This window comes from Flavobacterium sp. xlx-214, assembly GCF_013874595.1.
In the GTDB taxonomy this organism is placed as follows: domain Bacteria; phylum Bacteroidota; class Bacteroidia; order Flavobacteriales; family Flavobacteriaceae; genus Flavobacterium.
Map to the genome: position 1 here is coordinate 1118629 of NZ_CP059431.1, position 21267 is coordinate 1139895.

The following is a 21267-nucleotide window of genomic DNA, read 5'->3' on the forward strand; positions in this document are numbered from 1 at the left end:
TTTTTAGCGTGTTAACCTATTTTGATATACGTTAGTAAAATAAATGGTGTGCTTTAAATGATATTTTTCTGATAATAATTATCGTAAATTTGTAAAAAACAAAACAAGTGGAAGTTTTTCATTCAATTAACGATTTTAAAAGCCCTCAAAAAACCATTGTTACTTTAGGTACTTTTGATGGCATGCATATTGGGCATCAGGCTATTCTTAATAAACTAAAACTACAAAAAAAGTTAGGCGATTATAAAACCTTAGTACTAACTTTTTTTCCGCATCCGCGAATGGTTTTAAAATCGGATACTCAAATTTTGTTGCTGAATACCATTGAAGAGCGCATTAAATTAATTGCCGATTTTGGTATTGATTATTTGGTGGTGCAAGAGTTTACACAAGATTTTGCCAATTTATCTGCCGAAGAATTTGTAAAAAACGTTTTAGTAGATCAATTTAATATTGATAAAATAATTATTGGTTACGACCATCGTTTTGGGAAAAATCGTTCTGCCGATATTCATGATTTAATTGAATTTGGTAAAAAATATCATTTCAATGTTGAGCAAATTTCTGCCGAAGAATTAGATCATGTTTCCATCAGTTCAACAAAAATTAGAAAGGCACTAAACGAAGGCAATGTAAGTTTGGCAAAAACCTATTTAGGTTATCCATATCCTTTAACAGGCAAAGTAGTTTCGGGTAAACAATTAGGCAGAACCATTGGATATCCTACAGCAAACATTCAAATTCAAGAAGATTATAAATTAATACCAGCCATTGGCGTTTATGTAGTTGGCGTAACGGTTTTAGGAGAAAATTACTATGGTATGCTTAGCATTGGCACTAACCCAACAGTGGGCGGAGTTGATAAAACCATAGAAGTTTATATCTTTAATTTTGATAAAACTATTTATGATGAAGAAATTACAGTTCGATTTTTAACAAAGATTCGAGACGAAGAAAAGTTTGCTTCAGTCGATTTATTAATTGAAGCATTGAAAGAAGACGAACGTTTTTCAAGGCATTTTATTGATACTTTATAATTATGTGGCAAAAGGCTTTTACAAAAATTGACAATTCATCTTTAATTGTATTCCGTATTTTTTTCGGAATCATTTTTTTTGTAGAAAGCGTTGGCGCTTTGTTAACCAAATGGGTTGACAAAAACTTCATTGAAACCACCACCAATTTTACATTTATAGGATTTGAATTTCTACTAAACATTCAAAACGAAATAATGTATGGTGTTTTTGTCCTAATGGCATTTGCCTCTTTAGGTGTATTGTTTGGTTTTAAATATCGGTTTTCCATTGTATTGCTAACTTTGTTATGGAGTACAGCCTATTTTGGTCAAAAAACATCATACAACAACCATTATTACTTAATGTGGCTTATTGCATTAATCATGTGTTTTTTACCTGCAAATGTGTATGCTTCGTACGATGCTAAAAAAAATCTATCCATTAAAAAAGGATACATGCCACAATGGATTCGTTGGGTTTTTATACTGCAAGTTACATGTGTGTATTTTTACGCTACAATTGCCAAATTTTATCCCGATTGGTTAGATGGAACCGTAACTAAGAACATGTTTGTTGGTATGACAGAGATGCCGGAAAGCATTCAAATGTTGTTTCAAAAAAACGAATTTCAACTATTTATTGCCTACATGGGGATTGCTTTTGATGGATTGATTATTCCCGCTTTGCTATGGAAACGCACTCGTTGGTTTGCCATTATTGCCTCTTTAATATTTCATATCTTTAATTCAATAACCTTACAAATTGGTGTTTTTCCCTATTTTGCTTTAAGTTTTTGTGTGTTCTTTTTTCCGCCAGAGCAAGTTAGAAACTTCTTTTTTCGAAAAAAGGATAAAGAGATTTTTAGTGAGCAAACAAATGAAGGATTAGGTGCTTTAAAATACTTTTTTGTACCGTATTTAATTATTCAAGTGCTTTTACCGTTAAGGCATTGGTTTATTAAAGGCGATGTTTTATGGACGGAAGAAGGACATCGATTAAGTTGGCGTATGATGTTGCGCTCTAGATCGGGTGAAGCTACTTTTAGAGTAATTGATAAAAAAACAAACGAAGTTTTGCGTTTTTATAATGATGAATTACTTACCTATAAACAACAAACGCGTTTAAATGCACCCGATGTTATTTGGCAAATGGCACAAAAAATAAAAGCTTTTTATAAAGAAAAAGGGAAAGATGTAGCGGTTTATGTGGTACAAAGTGATGTTTACGTAAACTCACGTCCTGCTAAAAGATTGATCGATCCAACCGTAGATTTAGCTTCTGTTAAATGGAATTATTTTGGTCATGATGAGTGGGTTTTGGATGAAAACGCTCCTCAAGATCTTTATTCTGATAGTAATTTAGAGAAAATCCCTGCGTTGATAAAACACCAAAAGTAAAATACTGTATCCAATCGCCTAAATTAACATACAAAGCATTAGCATTGTTTTTTAATGGCAAAGTCATAGGTAAATGTCTATGACCAAAAATAAAATAATCGGCAAAATTTTCGGTTACTTTTTTATTAGCATATAAAATCAACCACTCGTTTTCTTCACCTAAAAATTTAGCATCTTCTTCGCCTGAAATTAATTTGTTTTTAACCGATAAATATTCTGCCAAACGCACCCCAATATCAGGATGCAACCATCGAAACAACCATTTAGAAAACGGATTGGTAAACACCTTTTTCATGCGTTTGTATCCTTTATCACCAGGACCTAAGCCATCGCCATGACCAATAAATAGCGTTTTATTAAAAATAGTGAACTGTTTTGGTTCATGAAAAACAGGAATGTCTAATTCTTCTTCAAAATAATCTTCCATCCATAAATCATGATTACCCACAAAAAAGTAAATAGGTAAGCCATTATCGCGCATTTGTGCCAATTTTCCTAAAATACGCACAAATCCTTTTGGAACCACTTTTTTGTATTCAAACCAAAAATCAAACAAATCGCCAACAATAAATAAAGCACCTGCATCTTTTTCAACAGTGTTTAACCAATGTAAAAACAAGGCCTCACGTGGTAAACTTTGTTCACGCGTAGGCGCTCCGAAGTGATGATCAGAGGTAAAATATACTTTTTTATCGTTGGGAATTTCTAAAGTAATCATTTCTATTGATTATCGGCAGCAAACCATTCTGCGTAAGAGCTTTCGGTTTCTTGTAAACGCAATGAGAATAATTTAATGTTTTGCGGCAAACGATTTTTAATTCGTTCCGCAAAATCAATAACTAAATTTTCACTTGTAGGTTGGTAATTAACCAAGATAACGTGATGTCCGCGTTGTTCCAACTCTTTTGCTAACTCAACGTGAGGTGTATTTTGATTAAAAACAGTAGCATGATCAAACTGGTCAACTACTTCTTCTTTAACAATGGCTTTTAAATCGGTAAAATCAATCACCATACCATATTTTACATTGGTTTTATCAGTGATAGGTTGCCCAATAACGGTAACCGACAATTTGTAGCTATGACCGTGTACGTTTCTACATTTTCCATCGTAACCGTATAATGCATGACCGGTTTCAAAAGTAAATTGCTTGGTAATTCTGATAAAACTCATGATATTAAATTTTTAGCAAAATTAGTGATTTATAATTTAATGTATATTTGATAATTAAATTATATGAATGAAATTTCAAGTTTGGATGTTTATACACTATAAGAAATTCATTTAATTGGTGTTTTATTCCTCTTGAAAGAATGTTTTGTCATCTTTTTTTGAACTATTATACAATTAATTAAACTAGATTAACTTTGTATTTACTAAAAATAGATACATTTGCTTTCAAATAAAAACAATTTAAATATGAAAAAATTATCAGTTTTAGCATTTGCTTTGGCAACCGTTCTTGTTTCTTGTAATAAAACAGGAGATAAAGCTAATACAACTACAGAGCAACAAGTTGCTGAACAAAAAGGGCAAGTTTTTACTGTTGATGCAACTACAAGTACTGTAAAATGGACAGGATACCACAAAGGTGGTCTTAACCCTAGATTTGGTGTTATTAAAGCAGACGGAACAGTAGCTGTAGAAAACGGAGCTGTAACAGGTGGTAAATTTAATTTAGATTTAAAATCATTGGTAACAGACCAAAGTTCAGTAGATCCTGCAACTTCTGGTGGTAAAACTTCTGCAGATTTAGATACACATTTAAAAAGCGCTGACTTTTTTGATGTAGAAAAATATCCAGCTTCTACTTTTGAAGTTACAAGCGTTGCTGCTTTTGATGCTGCTAAAGATAAAAGTGTTATTGAAGGTGCTACAAATGTTATTAGTGGTAACTTAACTATTAAAGACAAAACAGTTAACGTAACTTTTCCTGCAAAAGTTGCTGTAACAGAAGGTAACGTTACAATTGAATCTAAATTTACAATTAATCGTCAAGATTGGGGCTTAACTTACGGAACAGAAGGTGACGCTAAAGATTGGATGATTTCTCAAGAAATTGATGTAGAATTAAACATTCAAGCTAAGAAATAATTAAAGAAAAGTCGGAAGTTAACTTCCGACTTTTTTATTGCTATCCATCTCTATTTCGTTTTAAAAGCGTTTAATGCATTTACTGTAAAATCAGAAAGAACCAATTTGCCCGATACAGCAGCGCGTTCTTTTAAAAGTGTATCCCAATGTTGGGTACCTTCCCATAAAACTTTTTTCATTTCATATAATGCTTCCGGGTTATAACTACTTAAACGCGTGGCAAATTTTTCCAAAGCTTCGTCCATTGCAACCGCATCATCAAACAATTCTGTAAAAAGTTTATTTTCATAAGCCCATTGTGCGCTTTTCCAATTTTCGGCATCTAAAGTCATTTCGGCTAAAGCGGGTTTTCCAATTTTTCTACTTACAGCGGGTTCAATCACAAACGGACCAATACCAATAGCTAGTTCTGATAATTTTATAGAAGCATTTTTGGTTGCAAAAGTATAATCGCAAGCTGCCGCTAATCCAACACCACCCCCAACAGTTTTTCCTTGTATACGCCCTATTATTAATTTGTTTGATGTACGCATAGCGTTTATGACATTAGCAAATCCACTAAAAAAAGCCGTACCATCTTCTAAATTTGTAATACTTAAAAGTTCATCAAACGATGCACCTGCGCAAAAAGCTTTATCGCCAGAACTTTTTAAAATAATAACCAAAACACTTGAATTGTTATTTAATTGTGTAATTGTATTAGCTAAATCGGCTAATTGTGTACTTGGAAAAGAATTACTGGCAGGATGATAAAAATCAATAGTTGCTATTTTATCATTAATAGTAACATTAATATAAGGTGTATTACTCATTTTATTTTTAGTTTATTAATACAAATATAAAGCTTGTTGCCAATATGTATTTTATTTTTGATAAATATGTACATTTGCATCGTTTTAAAACAATCCTTATTATGGTTAAATATGTAATCGCATTTTTCGGTTTTCCGTGTGTTTTAGTAGCCCAACAAGCTAAAGAAACGTATTATGCTGTGCCATATCTGCATATAGAAAATGAACAAAAAACCGTTAAAAATGGCGTTGCAGACTTTGGTTACAATGTTTTGGTACACAGTAATGCTTCTTTTTTAAAGGAAGGATACTATATGTGGGTTGATGATCAATGGTATGAAATTGTAAATAAAGAAATTTTTAAACCGTATAAAGATTTTAAAACATTGTTCTCTATTTCAGAACAAACACTTCCTTTAAAAATTAAAGATGTTAATGACGTTGTTTATCTATATCCTGTTGAAGCATTAGACAGTTACAAGGTTTCTTATAATGAATTTTTAACACTTTCAACGGCTATTAAAAAAGAGGATGCGGTTACCTATATAAAGCCAGTTGAGGTGCCAAAAGTAGCTACTAAAGAAGCTGTAGCTGAGGCTAAACCAACTGATTTACCTAAACTAAATCCACCTGCAAAAGAAGAAGTGTTGATTACAAGTGAAAATCCTCAATCGGTTTTATTGGATGTAATGGATGTGGTTGAAGTTGTTAAGAGAGAAGAAGTTCCTTTTAATCCTAATAAGAATGAAACTGTTGAAAGTAAACCCGAATTTGTTGAAATAAAGGTACCTGAGGCAAATACTACAGATGCTACTCAGGTAAAAGTATCTGCTACAAACACACCAATTATTGCCAAACCAGCTAATGATTATGAAATTGCTGTTAACGAAGGTTTTGATGGTACAGTTACTGAATGGATTGAAATGATTGATGCTAAAGGAGGTAAAACAGCGTATCAACAAGCATTGGATAAAGGGTACAAAGGAACGGAAGAAGAATGGATGAAAATGCTTTGGGGACGCGAAGTTGATGTTGAAATAGCAAAACGCGATAAAACGTCGGCAATAGTTTCAGAGTGGATTCAATCATTAAAAACATCAAAAGGAAGTTCTCCGTATGAAATGGCTCTTAAACACGGTTTTTACGGAACGTTTACAGAATGGGTTGAATCTGTTATAGGGACTGATGGAGAAAAAGCCTACGAACATGCGCAAACAAAAGGATTTAAAGGTACTTACAAAGAATGGATTGAAGAGCAATTAACTGCGTCTAACAATGAAATTCTACGTAAAGAACGTTTGTCTAAAACACAAATGTTTGTGGCTCCAAACGTAATTTTACCCTTAAAAACAGATGCTACAGAACCTCTTACTTTTAATTTGTACGATTATTACAATCAATATTATGGGGCACCTGTAATAAGTAGTGATGCACAACAAGTACAAGATATTGATGTAAAACCTACCGATTTAGAATATCAAATTACTTGGTTTGAAAAAGATAAGATAAAAGTAATAGAGCTAACCAAAGAAGGCGTTTTAAAATACCAACCTTTAAATGAAGTGATAGAAACAACAACAAAATTAAATATTCGTTATATTTTAAAGTAAACAAAGCCAGCTACTACGCTGGCTTTGTTTACTTTAAAAAGAAAAATATTAGTAAAAAACAGTTGTTGCGGTGTTAAATGTTTAATATAAAACTATAAAATATAGATTAGATAGTTTTATATTAAACAAATATGGTTTTTGCTAATTCAACAGCAATAATAGTGATGTTTTTTTTGTTTTTTTATTATGTTGTTATTTTTTTTTGGTTATTTTTACATTTAATTTAACACACTTATAGTATTTATTAACTAAAATTTATTAACATGAGAAAAATTTACTTATTGTTGTTGGCTTTACTGCTCTCAATAAAAGTTTTTAGCCAAGTGAATCTTTATACATTTTCACAAAGCAATGGGACATATCAAGAAATTACTGGGGGGACTGTATTGGCAAGTCCAACAGGTAATACTAGCACCACTAGTGTTGATACAGGAAATTGGAATGTTACAATTCCTTTTAGTTTTAATTTCAACGGCACAAACCATACAACTGTAAATGTAGGGAGTAATGGAAGTGTTATTTTCCCAGGAACAACTGCTACTTATTCGGGTACTGTTCCAATTTCTACAACTACAGCTTACGCAGGTGCTATATCGGCATGGGGCAGAGATATTAACGGATATTACGATGCTACAGGTGCAATTGTAAGTAATATAAGTTGGGCAGTTGAAGGGGCTGCGCCAAATCGAACATTAGTAATACAATACAAGAATGCACGACCAGTCTATTCAGTTTCAATCACAGATGTTCATTTAATTAATTTTCAAATTAGATTAACTGAAGGAACAAATGTAATAAAAATTGTTTATGGACCTTATTCTTCTCCTGTTTCAACTTCAAATCCTAGTGGTACAATTGAAGTAGGTTTAAGAGGTGCAACAAATACTGATTTTAATAATAGATTAAATGCAACTACAGTTAACTTTAATAGTTCTGTTGTGGGTACATTAAATAGTAGTACACAAGCATTTAATGCAGATACAGCTTCAAATGCTAAAATGCCTGTTAGTGGTTTAACATATATCTACACTCCTCCACTACCTTGCTCTGGAACACCTTCAGGAGGTACTGTTACTGCTGCAAGTCAAATAGTATGTGCAGGCACAACACCAGCAGCTATTTCAGTGGTAAACCCTAATCCTGGTTTTCCTGGTTTTACTTATCAATGGGAGCAATCTAATGATAACGGAGTAACTGATCCTTGGGTAAATGCAGTTGGGGGCTCAGGCGCAACAACGCTTACTTATACACCGCCAAGTTTTGCGGGTACTACTAATAAATATTACCGTTTAAAAGTAACGTGTACGGCTTCTGGTCTGTCAGCTACTTCTACAGTACATACTGTTTTAATGGCTACTAATCCAAGCCCAGCTACTAATTTACGTTTTCCAGCAGCAAATGTTTTAGATGATTCTATGACAATTGAGTGGGATAATGGAAATGGTAATCGTAGAATAGTGGTTGTAAATAGTGTGAATACTTTTGCTGCAAGAACTGATCTTACAGGGGTAGCTGCTTATACAGCTGCCGCAAAATATGCAACAGCAGGCACAGAACAAATTGTTTATGATGGTACAGGTACATCGGTAACTGTAACTGGATTGCTATGTAATACAACATATTATGTAAAAGTTTATGAATATGTTCGTTGTGGTACATCACCATCTTATAATGTTTGGCATGCTGTTTCTTTAGATGGTAATCAAATAACTAAAGCATTTAACACTACTGCTACTGCTTTACCAGCTTCAGTCAATTTTACTGGTTTTACAGGGGCAAATCTTAGCACTGTTTTTCCAGGTTGGTTAGAGCGTATTGGTGATGGACCTTTAACAGGAACTACATCAGCATGGACTAGTAGTACGGTGTTTACAGGAACTACTAGTGCTAAAATAAATCTTTTTTCAAATACAAAAAAAGATTGGATAATTTCGCCTTATTTGACAATAAATGCAGTATCGTTAGTTAAGTTTAAAGCAGCCATAACCGATCTTTCATCAGCAGCAGCGGATCCAGCAGGTATGCAAGGTACTGATGATACAGTAGAAGTAATGATTTCTGAGGATATTTGTGGTGCAGTATGGACCCCTCTTTATACTTTTAATGCAGCCAATACAACAACATTAACTAATGTTTTAACTGATTTTATTGTAAATATTCCTTCACAATACGTAGGTAAAAATGTACGTATTGGTTTTAAAGCGAATGAAGGGTCTGTTAATGACACTCCCGATTATGATTTTCACATAGCAACTATTGCTATTGAAAACCGCCCAGCTTGCCCAGATGTATTAAACGTTACCGCAACAGCTGTTACTAAAAACGGTTTAAAAGTATCTTGGTTAGCTGCAAATCCAGCGCCATCAAACGGATATGAGTATGAAATACGTACCTCTGGAACACCTGGAACACCTGGGGCTGTACAATCAGGACCCGTGGCAACAGGTGTGTTATTTAAAGATGTTGTGGGGTTAAATCCAGAAACCGATTATAAAGTATATGTAAGAACTATTTGCGATAATGGAGACAAAGGAGCTTGGTCACAAGAGGTTTCTTTTAAAACACTATGTAACTATCCAGATTTAGTAGGCACAACGCCAGGAAGCGTTTGTGGTTTTGGAACCGTTAATTTAGCAGCTAATTATGCGTTGGGTACTGTTAACTGGTATACAGCAGCTACAGGAGGTAATCCTGTAGCTACAGGTAGCACTTTTACAACACCTGTTTTAAATGCTACAACTAGTTATTGGGTTAATTCTGTATCAAATTTTGTAAACTTTACAGGAGGTAAAACAACATTTGGTACCTCGGCTACAACGCCTTTAAACTATGGTTTAGTTTTTAGTGCTACTTCTAATTTCAAATTAAGAACAGTTGATGTTTACTTGGCTTCAACAACTGCAGGAAATTTAGTTGTTAATTTAACGGATAGTAGTGGAGCTGTACTTGATACGCGAACAATAGCTTTACCAGCAGGAGGGACTGCTACAAATCCTGTTTTACATACTGTAACTTTAGATTTTGATATTCCTGTAGGAGTGGATTATAGATTAATAGCTGTTTCAGGCCCAAGTATGATACGTGATTCATCTGGAGCAACATATCCGTACCCTTTAAGTACTTACGGGGCAATTACAGGTGGATATATAAATGGGGCGTCTGCAACTTATTACTATTTCTATAATTGGCAAATGGAAATGGGATGTTCTTCTCCAAGAACAGAAGTAGTTGCTACTGTAACACCAGCACCAGCTTTAACATTAAGCAGTACTCATGAAACTATTTGTGCTGGATCAAGTTCAAATGTTGTGACTATCACAACAGGCGCAACAGACTATGATACCTATGTAGTTACACCAACAGCAGGTGTTTCGGGTAATAATACAACAGGTTGGACATTTAACCCAACTGTAGCCACAACGTATACTTTAACAGCTACCCAATCGGCTGGAAATAAATGTGCTAAAAGTATTGAAATAAAGGTAGATGTGAATCCAGTACCTGTTATTACTACCAATGTAGCAACTGTTGATGCATGCGTAAATAATATTACAGAGCTTAATGCAACTATTAGTGGAATCCCTGCTCAGGCTGTTTTTGGAACAGGTACAGCCGTTACAGGTACAACAAGTCCTCCTAATCCACTTTCGGCTTGGTATGGTGGAAACAGAACACAATTGTTGTTCTTAGCAAGCGAGTTAACCGCACAGGGGTTAGTTGCGGGTTCTACTATTAATGCGGTATCTTGGGATATTGCCGCACATAATTCACAAACTTGTAATGATTTTACCATTAGAATAGGACATGCAACGGGTGCTAATTTAACAGCAGGTTTTGTACCAAAAAGTGGTTTAACGCAAGTTTATAACCAAACATTTACACCATCGCAGATAGGTTTGGTAACATTTAATTTTACAACGCCTTTTGTATGGGATGGTATCAGCAATGTTGTTGTTGAAACCGTACACAATCAAGGGAATACCGGTAATGGATCTGCAACCACATTAAAGTATTCTACTACTACTTTTGATAGTGCTTATTATGGAATGAAAGATAGTGTTTTACCTGCTGGAGCAGCATCGTTTGACACACAAACTTCATGGGGTTCTAGTGGAACATCAAAGAACCGTCCAAATACTATTTTTGGACTTGTAGCACCTGTTACAACAGTGTGGACACCTGCTACAGATTTGTATACAGATGCAGCAGCAACTGTACCATATGTTGCGGGAGACAATGCTAAAAAAGTGTATTTAAAATCTGCGGCACCTTTAAATGCTGTTGCTTATACAGTAACAAGTACTACAGCTGCAAATTGTTCTAGTACTAAAGTAATTACAGTTACTATTAAAGAAACGCCTAAGCCAGTAATAAACGAAACTAGTTTTTGTAAAAATGCTACATTAGCAGACATTTCTGTTACTTTAGAACCAGGGGGTACAGTTAAGTGGTTTGATGCTGCAACAGCAGGAAATGAATTGCCAGGTACAACTATTTTGGTTGATGGTGTAACTTATTATGCAAGTCAAACTGCTAATGGATGTGAAAGTGCAACAAGAGAATTGGTTACAGTAGTAGTATATGATACAGCTAAACCAACTGCAACTCAGTCAACACAGTCTTTTTGTGTACAAAATCAGGCTACTTTGGCAGATATTGTTGTTACAGGTGTTAGTGTAAAATGGTATGATTCTTTAACAGGGGGTGTAGAATTACCTTCTACAACAGTTATTGTTGATGGAACTACTTATTACGCTACACAGACAGAAAATAATTGTGAAAGTATAGAGCGATTAGCAATTACTACAGCTCTTGTAACTACTCCATTACCTACTGTTACAGCAACTAAACAAGATTTTTGTATTGATAGTAATCCAACACTTATTGATATTGCGGTTACTGGTACAGATATTAAATGGTATGCAACTGCAACAGGTGGTGTAGAATTGGCATCTTCAACTTTGTTAGTAGATGGAGCAACCTATTATGCAACGCAAACATTGAATGGATGTGAAAGTATATCTAGAGTAGCTGTTTCAGTAACAGTAAGAGATATTTTAGCACCAACTACACAGAGTGCAGTACAAACATTGTGTATACAAAACAATCCTAAACTGAGCGATTTACAGATTGTAGGAACTAATATTAAATGGTATGATGCTTTAGCAGGAGGTGTTGAAATATCAAATACTACTCTAATTGTTAGCGGAACTACTTATTACGCAAGTCAAACAGTTAATGGTTGTGAAAGTGATGATAGATTAGCAATAACTGCAAATGTTCAAAATACGTTAGTGCCAACATCAACATCAAATGTTCAAAGTTTCTGTGTGCAAACACAATCAACTTTACAAAATGTACAGGTTTCGGGATCTAATATTAAATGGTATGATTCTTTAAATAAAGTAAACGTTTTACCAATGTCAACTTTATTAGTAGATGGAACAACATACTATGCAAGCCAAACAATAAATGGATGTGAAAGCGCATCGTTACTTGCTGTATTGGTGCAAGTTCATGATGTAACAAGTCCAACTACAGCAAACAATCAACAAGCTTTTTGTTTTCAAGACAACGCAACATTAAGTAGTTTGTCTATAGTAGGTTCTAATATTAAATGGTACGCGTCATTAACTAGTACAACTGAATTAGCAAGTTCTACTGCATTAGTAAATGGTACAACTTATTATGCTACCCAAACAGTAAGTGGATGTGAGAGTGTTGTACGTTTGCCTATATCTGTTTTGGTATATAAAACAAATAAGCCAACAACACCAACACCTAAACAAGTTTTCTGCGCAGCTACAAATCCTAAATTATCTAATTTAAATGTAGCTGGGGTAAATGTGAAATGGTATAGTGCTATGGTAGGAGGTAATTCATTACCTAGTAATCATTCACTAGTTCATGGAGAAACATATTATGCTTCTCAAACATTAAATAATTGTGAAAGTATTGAAAGAGTTGCGATACAAGTTGATTTATTAGCAGATGTACCTTTAACTACAACATCATTAACTGTGTGCGCTGACACATATATTCAAAGTGTTGTTATTGATGGTTATATTTCAAGTAGTTTAAGATGGTATGCATCTGCAACAACAACTAATCAATTAGGTGGTAATTTTAAATTAGTAAATGGAACTTACTATATAAGCACATTTACTCAAGGTATGTGTGAATCAACAAGAACAGCTGTTCTTGTAACAGTACTTCCAGTAGTTCCTCAACCAGTTGTTACAAATCCTACTATTTGTGGTGGAGGTACAATTGCTGATTTAATTGTTCAAAGCACAGGAGGGGTTATTAATTGGTATAATTCAGTTCAAAGTACACAACCTTTAGCTCAAAGCACTGTTCTAGTTAATGGTACTTATTATGTTGAGCAAGTGCTTGGTAATTGTAAATCTATTAGAAAGCCTATAACAATTACTGTAGTATCAGTTGCAGCACCATCAGTTCAACCTTTTAATTTGTGTGAGAATGCTACTGTAGCAGATTTGCATATTCCAGGTTCTGGATCTGTTAACTATACTTGGTTTATAGATAATGTAACAAATACTCCATTACCTAGTACCCATGTGTTAACAACAGGCATGTACTATGTATCTAGAGAAAGTTTAGGATGTATATCTACTAGAGCTGCAGTTTATGTGAAAGTAAACCCTAAACCAAATGCTCCTACAGGAAATTCAATACAGACATTCAATAAAATAGTTAGAATTTCAGATTTAGTAGTTAATGAGCCTAATGTAGTTTGGTTTGAAAATTACAATGATGCTCTAATAGGTAGTAATCCTGCTTCTAGTAATTTAATGTTAATAGATGGTAATACTTACTATGGTGTCATAATTGATGTAAATGGTTGTATTAGTTTACCTTTTGCTGTACAAGTAAACATTACTACAGTAGGTATTAATGATTTGGATTTAGCTAACTTGAAATATTACCCTAATCCGATAGAATCTGAATTTAATGTATCCTATATTGAACCTATTAAGAGAATAGAGGTTTTTACATTAACAGGACAAAGAATATTAGGTAAAGATTATGATTCTAATGAAGTTAAGATAGATTTATCTACTTGTAGTAGTGGAACATATATTGTAAGAGTTCAAACAGCTAATGCATCACAGTTTGTTAAAGTTGTGAAAAAGTAATAAATTTAAGTGTTTAAAAAAAGAGCTATCACATTTGTGATAGCTCTTTTTGTTTTTATTCTTAACACCTAATGATTACAACGTTTTCATATCAATAACAAAGCGGTATTTCACATCCGATTGTTGCATGCGAAGATAAGCTTCATTAATATCTTGCATTTTTATTACTTCTACTTCAGAAACAACCCCGTGCTCTCCACAAAAATCTAACATTTCTTGGGTTTCTTTGATTCCGCCAATTAACGAGCCTGCAATGTTTCTACGTTTGTTAATCAAAACGCCACCGTGAACGCCTGGTAAAGGTTCAATGGCACCTACCATGCACATGGTTTTGTCAAGCTTTAACAATAATAAATAGGGGTTAACATCGTGTGCTACCGGAATGGTGTTTAAAAGAAAATCAAAACTGTAGGTATGTTGTTTCATTTGTTCGGCATCGGTAGAAATCAATACCTCATCGGCGCCAAGAAGCATTGCATCGGCTCCTTTATTGGCTGATGTAGTAATCATTACTACATGTGCGCCCATAGCTTTAGCAAATTTCACACCCATATGTCCTAAACCGCCTAAACCAATAACACCTACTTTATCGCCTTGTTTTATATTCCAATGGCGCAATGGCGACCATGTGGTAATACCTGCACAAAGCAAAGGTGCTACATTTTCTAATGGCAAATTAGTGGGTACACGCAACACAAAACTTTCTTGTACTACAATGTTTTCAGAATAGCCTCCATAGGTAATGCCTCCGTATTTTGAGTTTTTAGAATTATAGGTACCTGTAAAACCGTTTTCGCAATACTGCTCTAAGCCTTCATCGCACGAGTGACAATGTTGGCACGATTCTACCATACATCCTACCCCAACAATATCGCCTACCTTAAACTTAGTAACAGCAGCACCAACTTCTTGTACACGACCAATAATTTCGTGACCAGGAACAGCAGGGTAATTGGCAGGTCCCCAATCAGACTTAGCTGTATGTAAATCGCTGTGGCAAACACCACAATATTCTATTTTTATAGAAACATCGTTTGCGTCTAAAACTCTTCGTTCTATGGTATGGGGACCTAACGGATCTACCGCATTAAAGGCTGCGTATGCTTTTGTTGTCATTATTGTATTTGTTTAATAATTAAAATTGAATGAATAAATTACTGTTTTAGATGGTATTTTAGCAATACCATATCTTTTAATTGAATTCCGTTTTCAATGATGGGTTTTTCATAATGATCTATGAAAAAATTCTTACGAATGCTGTATACTTCAAACCCATTTTTCTTGTAAAAATGCAATTGCCTAACAGCACAATCAGGAGTTCCTACAATTAAGGTTTGATACTTATTTTTTGTTTCGTTTTTAATAAAGTTGAGAATTTGAGTACCAATGCCTTTGCCTTGCAGTTCATTACTTACGGCAATATTTTTTAACTCTACCTCATCATTATTTAATGGATACAAACAAAAAACACCTATTGTTTGCTTATTTGTTTTGACTACATACACCGCAGATTGAAACAGGTATTTATTTATAGCTTCTACCGTTTCATCGGCTAAAAGGAGTAACTCATACGGAAACTCTTTTGTGTTTTTTACTTGTTCAAACGTTACATCCATTTAATAACCTGTTTGTTTACAAATTTATTTGCAGTTTACTTTCAAAACTTCACTTAATACATCTGTCAAGAAAACAATCATTCACTTATGCTAATTCGGTATTTTCTATTTCTTCTATCATAGATAAAAGATCTAAGTCTTCATTGTACAGCGCACTAAAAGCAAAAGGCTTGTTATCTAAGATGTATTTATAAATAAACCAATCAGTTTTAGGAGTAGGCACCTTTAATAAATCATCAAAAGCAATCCAATTTAAAGTACCTTCATTGCAAAAAGGAGGTTCTATAAAATCAATCTCGGCAATGTAAACATAGTTAATCCAATTGTATTTTGTGGGCGATGTTTCTGTTAAAGTGCCACAGTATTTCATGGTAGTAACTTTTATACCAGTTTCTTCAAAAGTTTCTCGTATTGCAGCTTGCAAAGGACTCTCAAAAGGATCTAACTTTCCACCAACAGGCGTGTATTGATCCTTATTAGGTTCTTTAAGTCTTTTTAATAATAAGAATTGATTGTTATGTTTTAAAACGCAAAGGGTTGCGGTTCTTTTTAAACCTACGGGTACTTGATTCATTTTATTGTTATTGTATTAAAGAAACAAACCTCTTTGTTGGTTTTACTTAAAAACAAAAAGGTTATGTATTGAAAACATTTATATAAAATTAAACAAAATGTATATAATAACGGTATTATGGTTTTGTTTTATGAATCATTATCCAGTAGAATGAAACTTATCTCGAAGTAATATTAATGACAATATGATACAAAAATAGTTCATTTCATTATCTTTTAAAAAATCATAGATAAGCTCTGATTTAAAAAAAGACATCTTATTTTTGATGCTTCCTACATAAATAGCATCAACATAAAAATCGCCTTCAAATTTAAATAATCTTGATGCTTGTTTAAAGACAATTTGTTTTTGGTTAACAATAAAGACTATGTTTTTAGAATGTACTTCAAAAAAAATATCAAGATTAAGATGATTAGCCTTTAAGGTAACTTTGCGCTTAATACCATAAAAACCAGTAACAACTACAACTAACATTAATTGATTATTAGCATCGTACATTTTAACTTTATCGTGAAAAGGCAAAACACTAGTTGTAGCACTATAAATTTTCATCCCATTTTGATAAACATTGGTATTACCATTACTTGTATTGGCTGTAATATTAGTTTGCATCATAAATGACATCATTTTTTTAGGCTAAATACATACGCTTTTTCACCAATACCGTAAAAAACAGTAATGTATTTACTCACTTACATTCAAATATTATTCAACAAATATGGCGTTGGCATAACTATTTTTGGTACCATCGGTAAGGTTTATAGGTGCGCCATCTATCCATAGTTTTGCAACATACCTGTCGTTTTTATTGTTTTCATATCCTACAACATATACCTTATTGTTGTGTACAAAAACATCAGTTGTGGTGGCATTGTATTTACCCAATGTTAGGTTTTCACCTTTTCCGTTAATCCATAGTTTAGCTACGCCCACATAGTTGATGATTTCGTAGCCAACAACATAAGTAGTGCCGTTATGAACAAATACCGCTTTGGCAATTGCGTTATTACCGCCGTATGAAAGATTTTGTTCAGAACCATTTACCCATAGTCTAGGGATATACTTATTGTTTATAATTTCATATCCGGCAACGTATTCTTTGTTGTTGTCTATGTATATTGATAGGGCATAAGCATCGGTTGTGCCATTGGTAAGGCTTTTTTCTTTACCATTTTTCCAGATTTTAGCTACATTATTGTTTCTAAAATGTTCACTTTTAGTACCACTTTCTTCATATCCGCAAACATATATGTTTTTGTTGTGAATAAAGAGTGAGTGCGCACTAATCCAATTGGTTGACTTTAAAGTGCTGACTATTTTTTCGTTTTTCCAAACGTTTATATCGTAATTTACGTTGTTATATTGCCCACCAAGTATATACACATCTTTTTTGTCTATAAAAATGTCGTTAGTAATGGCTGTTTCAATACCATTGGTTAATTTTTGTATTTTTCCGTTTTTCCATAAGGTAGCAATGTAATCTTCTTTTGGTCTAATGGTACCTGCTACATAAACTGCATTGTTTTTTGCAATTACTGCATTTGCATCGGCATAAAGTTCACTTTTTTCTAAAGGAATACTCTTGCCGTTTTTCCAAAGCTTAGCAATGTGTTTCATTCCTACATCATCGGCTATTTCTTCAATATAACTTTCAAATTTACTATCGTTATATTCATAGCCTACCACATATACATTGGTATTTTTAGTATTGTTTTCATCAATAACTACTGCTTTATTTGTTTTACATGCCGATAATAAAGTAATAATAGTTACTAGTAACGCTAGTTGATATTGACATTTTGTAAAGGAAGGTTTCATGTGGTTTTGTTTTTTGTATATCTTTATTTTTTTGTTTGGTTATAATAGTTCATTTTTTAATAGTATGGATAATAAGTTAATTGACTTTTTGCAAAAACTAATTTTTGTATCAACAAATTTAAATTTACCAAATAAAGATATAATAATTGCAAAGGAGTATTTAAATGTTAATGAATTTGAATTGTGTTTTAGCACACTCATTACTCAATTATATGAATATGATATTAAAATTGATTATACTATTTATGAACTAATTGCTAAGATTGGTGAACTAATGAAAATTGATCATTTGCATTATTCCTTCATGAAAGATTTAATAAAATAAATATAATCAAAATTTTTTATGAGTATATAGTATCAAATTAACACCATCTATAAAGATACTGCTAAAATAGTTGTAAAAAATATTTATTTTATGCGGTTAGGTAATTATTTTAATGGTAATTTCATATCATAAAACACAAGCTTATGGATAAAGCCTAAACCAACAAGTTGTGTTTAAAGCATTCTATACCATGTATTAACTTATAAAATGTAACAATCTTTACAATAAACATGCTTTAAATACACAGTGCCTTATTTTTATCTTTTTAAAATAAGGTACGCATGTAAACAAATCTCATTTATTTTTTTAGTAAGGTATAAAATGGTAATACAACCTTTATTTATTTAAAAATAAGTTTTAAAACAATTTATATTACTTCATAAAAGTATTTTTTAATGTTGTTTTTTAAAAATACAACTTCATAAATTATTTTTACCTGCTTATAAAAGCAAATTATAATGTTATAAAAAGTAAAAGTTACCCTATTAAATTAAAAAATATGTTTGCTGCATTAAAATGTGAGCTTAAAAAATTAAAATAGAAGCTTATAAAGAAGGAGAATAAGTTGATGCTTAAACTTATTTAATGAAAATGATGTTTTTTAGATACTATACAAACTAAAAACAAATATGAAGTATGAAAACTCCTGTTTTAAAAAAGAATTATCAGACTACTAGCGACTTAAAGTTGTTAGAGTTAGCACGTAATGTGTTATTAAAAGTGAACAGAGAAGAATTACATAAAGATCAACTTAAAGCCAACAAAATAGAAGCTATTTACGTACCTAATTTGGTGCCTATTAGAAGCGATATGGAAACATTGGTAAGCGAGTTTGATGATGCGTTGCTGGCTTTTATGAATAAAGGGCGTATTGAGAAAATTGTACGCGATTTAAAGCGTGGTGCCCTTGAAAATGCCTTAAAACTGTGGGCAATGCAAATAGAAGTATTTGCAAACGGCAATGTTGAGATACTTGTGAACTCGGGTTTTGAGTTAAGTAAGCAACCCGAGCCCATTCCACATCCGGGTGCGCCCATTAGCTTTACAGCAGTAAGTACTGCACCTGGTGAATTGTCTTTATCAGCTAAAAAAGTTAAAGGTGTACTGGCTTTTCAGTTTGAAATTAAAGATACACAAACAAATGAGGTGATGATTTGCACCCAAGGTAGTAGTAAATGTGTACAACGCAATTTAAAAAGTGGCGGTTCGTATGAATGTCGCGTAAGTTATATTGCACACAATGAAGTTAAGATATATAGCGATTATAAACGATGCTATATTTTGTAAGGCGATGCTTTTTTTATTAATAGTTTGACTCTTTTGATGCCGTGTATTACACGGCATCATTTTTTATGGTTACTTTTTGAATGGATTTTATATAAGTTGAAAAATTTTGGGGTTGATGTTAGTATTAATTTCTTGTTATTGTATCCCATTTACTTGATTCCATCCATTTGTTTTTCCATTCTTTAGGATATGTCCAATGGTTTCGATCTTCTTTAGAAATTCTACGATAAAAAAAGTGTTTCTTGTCTTCATTAGGTTTTTTTACATAACAACTATTTTCATTTTTTATTTTAATTAAACTATCTCCTATAGCAATGTATTTAAATAGTTCATCTGTAAGATAAACATCTATTTCCTCATTATTATTTTTACGTAGTTTCATAAATGTTGGGTCTTTTATCCATTCTCTAGGGTTATATAGATCAATTACAACAGATTTATATTCCATTTCTACATCTTTAATTAAGTATTTACTGTAAGTAATTTCTTTAATTACATTTATAATAAGTACTATAAAAAAAACAATACTAAAGAAAATAATATATGGCTTGATTGCTTTTTTATTCATTTTTTTTGAGTTTTAATAAACTAGTTTTGTGTTAGTAGATGTAATAAAATTGCTGATTTTGATTGATTGTTAAGCAGTATTACCTAAAACTAATAAAAATCATTAATCCCATAGTTTAAAAGCTTTTAAAAAGAAAACTATTGATAGAAAAACAAGCATAAAAATAAGTGTTATTTCATTAGTTGTTCTAGGTCCCTTGTCATATATATCTAATTTTTCACCTTTCTTTTTCATTTCCTTAACCCAAAACCTATTGAATTTATAAACGAGAACTGCTCCTAATAAAAGTAACAATCCATATATAAAATTGGTTAAATCAAAGTTGTTTGATTGCATGTTTTTATAATAACTATAAATTTCATTCATTGTTTGATATCAATCTAAAGATAAACGAATAAAACCAAACAGCAAACTGCCAAATAGTCATGCGTTTTAAAGAGGAACAATTATTGTTTGTATGTAACAAATAAAGAAATATACATAATTATGACAATAGAAAACAATCATGCAGTAACAGTAAGCTACAAATTGCACACTGTAGAGGCAAACGGAGAAAAAGTATTTGTAGAAGAAACAACATCAGAAAATCCGTTAACGTATTTACATGGTGTAGGTATGATGATTCCTAAATTTGAAGAAGAATTAAGTGGTTTAACTGCTGGTGATAAAAAATCGTTTGTAATTACACCTGAAAATGGGTACGGTGAAACCGATCCTAACGCTATTGCACAATTACCTTTAGAAATGTTTAGTGAATCTGGCTTGCCACCTGTTGGTGCTATGTTACCTTTAACAGATGATCAAGGAAATCAGTTTCGTGCTATTGTAGTTGAGGTTACAGATAACGCAGTTGTTGCCGATTTAAACCACCCAATGGCTGGTAAAACGTTAGAATTTGATGTAGAAGTTGTAGCTACACGTCCTGCTACCGAAGAAGAGTTATCTCACGGGCATGCACATGGTGTAGACGGTACCGAAACACACTAAAAATATAAAACCACTCTAAGAGTG

The 21267-nt window shown here is 32.7% G+C and carries 18 protein-coding genes; 8 read left to right on the forward strand and 10 right to left on the reverse strand.

Annotated elements, in window-relative coordinates; genetic code table 11:
• The first annotated feature begins 107 nt into the window (after window positions 1-107).
• Both H1R17_RS05290 and H1R17_RS05295 read left to right on the forward strand, forming a co-directional pair.
• Window positions 108-1037 carry a bifunctional riboflavin kinase/FAD synthetase gene (locus H1R17_RS05290; protein WP_163432765.1) on the forward strand — a complete coding sequence of 310 codons (930 nt, stop codon included), beginning with the start codon at window positions 108-110 and terminating at the stop codon, window positions 1035-1037.
• A gap of 2 nt (window positions 1038-1039) precedes the next feature.
• On the forward strand, window positions 1040-2413 hold the full coding sequence (locus H1R17_RS05295) for an HTTM domain-containing protein (protein ID WP_163432766.1): 1374 nt from the start codon (window positions 1040-1042) through the stop codon (window positions 2411-2413).
• Here H1R17_RS05295 and H1R17_RS05300 read toward each other — a convergent pair.
• Together H1R17_RS05300 and H1R17_RS05305 are read right to left on the reverse strand one after the other, a co-directional pair.
• Entirely contained in the window at window positions 2298-3131 is an 834-nt protein-coding gene (locus H1R17_RS05300) for a UDP-2,3-diacylglucosamine diphosphatase (protein WP_163432767.1), read from the reverse strand. The genes H1R17_RS05295 and H1R17_RS05300 overlap by 116 nt on opposite strands.
• A gap of 2 nt (window positions 3132-3133) precedes the next feature.
• Window positions 3134-3586, reverse strand: coding sequence for a 6-carboxytetrahydropterin synthase (locus H1R17_RS05305; RefSeq protein WP_163432768.1), 453 nt, complete (start codon window positions 3584-3586; stop codon window positions 3134-3136).
• A 246-nt stretch (window positions 3587-3832) separates the two neighbouring features.
• Here H1R17_RS05305 and H1R17_RS05310 point away from each other — a divergent pair, with 246 nt between their 5' ends.
• Window positions 3833-4507: a YceI family protein gene (locus H1R17_RS05310; protein WP_163432769.1), complete on the forward strand. Its 675-nt coding sequence runs from the start codon at window positions 3833-3835 to the stop codon at window positions 4505-4507.
• A 50-nt stretch (window positions 4508-4557) separates the two neighbouring features.
• On the opposite strand, the gene H1R17_RS05315 is transcribed toward H1R17_RS05310, so the two are convergent.
• Window positions 4558-5319, reverse strand: coding sequence for an enoyl-CoA hydratase/isomerase family protein (locus tag H1R17_RS05315; protein ID WP_163432770.1), 762 nt, complete (start codon window positions 5317-5319; stop codon window positions 4558-4560).
• 101 nt (window positions 5320-5420) lie between these two features.
• Between H1R17_RS05315 and H1R17_RS05320 the strand changes: the two genes are divergently transcribed.
• The gene (locus H1R17_RS05320; RefSeq protein WP_163432771.1) at window positions 5421-6908 is read left to right on the forward strand and encodes a hypothetical protein; all 1488 of its coding nucleotides are present in this window, start codon (window positions 5421-5423) and stop codon (window positions 6906-6908) included.
• Between the two features lie 263 nt (window positions 6909-7171).
• Window positions 7172-14068, forward strand: coding sequence for a T9SS type A sorting domain-containing protein (locus H1R17_RS05325; protein WP_163432772.1), 6897 nt, complete (start codon window positions 7172-7174; stop codon window positions 14066-14068).
• 75 nt (window positions 14069-14143) lie between these two features.
• On the opposite strand, the gene H1R17_RS05330 is transcribed toward H1R17_RS05325, so the two are convergent.
• From H1R17_RS05330 to H1R17_RS05350, 5 genes are all read right to left on the reverse strand, one after another.
• On the reverse strand, window positions 14144-15187 hold the full coding sequence (locus H1R17_RS05330) for an NAD(P)-dependent alcohol dehydrogenase (protein WP_370520252.1): 1044 nt from the start codon (window positions 15185-15187) through the stop codon (window positions 14144-14146).
• Between the two features lie 35 nt (window positions 15188-15222).
• On the reverse strand, window positions 15223-15684 hold the full coding sequence (locus tag H1R17_RS05335) for a GNAT family N-acetyltransferase (RefSeq protein ID WP_163432774.1): 462 nt from the start codon (window positions 15682-15684) through the stop codon (window positions 15223-15225).
• An 85-nt stretch (window positions 15685-15769) separates the two neighbouring features.
• Entirely contained in the window at window positions 15770-16258 is a 489-nt protein-coding gene (locus H1R17_RS05340) for an NUDIX domain-containing protein (protein ID WP_163432775.1), read from the reverse strand.
• Window positions 16259-16396: 138 nt separating this feature from the next.
• Window positions 16397-16873 (reverse strand): hypothetical protein, encoded by a 477-nt coding sequence (locus tag H1R17_RS05345; RefSeq protein ID WP_163432776.1) that lies wholly within the window; start codon window positions 16871-16873, stop codon window positions 16397-16399.
• A 90-nt stretch (window positions 16874-16963) separates the two neighbouring features.
• Window positions 16964-18076 (reverse strand): hypothetical protein, encoded by a 1113-nt coding sequence (locus tag H1R17_RS05350; RefSeq protein WP_163432777.1) that lies wholly within the window; start codon window positions 18074-18076, stop codon window positions 16964-16966.
• Between the two features lie 88 nt (window positions 18077-18164).
• Between H1R17_RS05350 and H1R17_RS05355 the strand changes: the two genes are divergently transcribed.
• Both H1R17_RS05355 and H1R17_RS05360 read left to right on the forward strand, forming a co-directional pair.
• Window positions 18165-18401, forward strand: coding sequence for a MafI family immunity protein (locus H1R17_RS05355; protein WP_220185298.1), 237 nt, complete (start codon window positions 18165-18167; stop codon window positions 18399-18401).
• A 636-nt stretch (window positions 18402-19037) separates the two neighbouring features.
• Window positions 19038-19688: a hypothetical protein gene (locus H1R17_RS05360; RefSeq protein ID WP_163432779.1), complete on the forward strand. Its 651-nt coding sequence runs from the start codon at window positions 19038-19040 to the stop codon at window positions 19686-19688.
• A gap of 124 nt (window positions 19689-19812) precedes the next feature.
• Here H1R17_RS05360 and H1R17_RS05365 read toward each other — a convergent pair whose 3' ends face one another.
• Window positions 19813-20256, reverse strand: a complete 444-nt coding sequence (locus H1R17_RS05365; RefSeq protein WP_163432780.1) for a hypothetical protein — start codon at window positions 20254-20256, stop codon at window positions 19813-19815.
• 102 nt (window positions 20257-20358) lie between these two features.
• On the reverse strand, window positions 20359-20622 hold the full coding sequence (locus H1R17_RS05370) for a hypothetical protein (RefSeq protein WP_163432781.1): 264 nt from the start codon (window positions 20620-20622) through the stop codon (window positions 20359-20361).
• A 120-nt stretch (window positions 20623-20742) separates the two neighbouring features.
• Between H1R17_RS05370 and H1R17_RS05375 the strand changes: the two genes are divergently transcribed.
• Entirely contained in the window at window positions 20743-21243 is a 501-nt protein-coding gene (locus H1R17_RS05375; protein WP_163432782.1) for a peptidylprolyl isomerase, read from the forward strand.
• The last annotated feature ends 24 nt before the right edge of the window (window positions 21244-21267 follow it).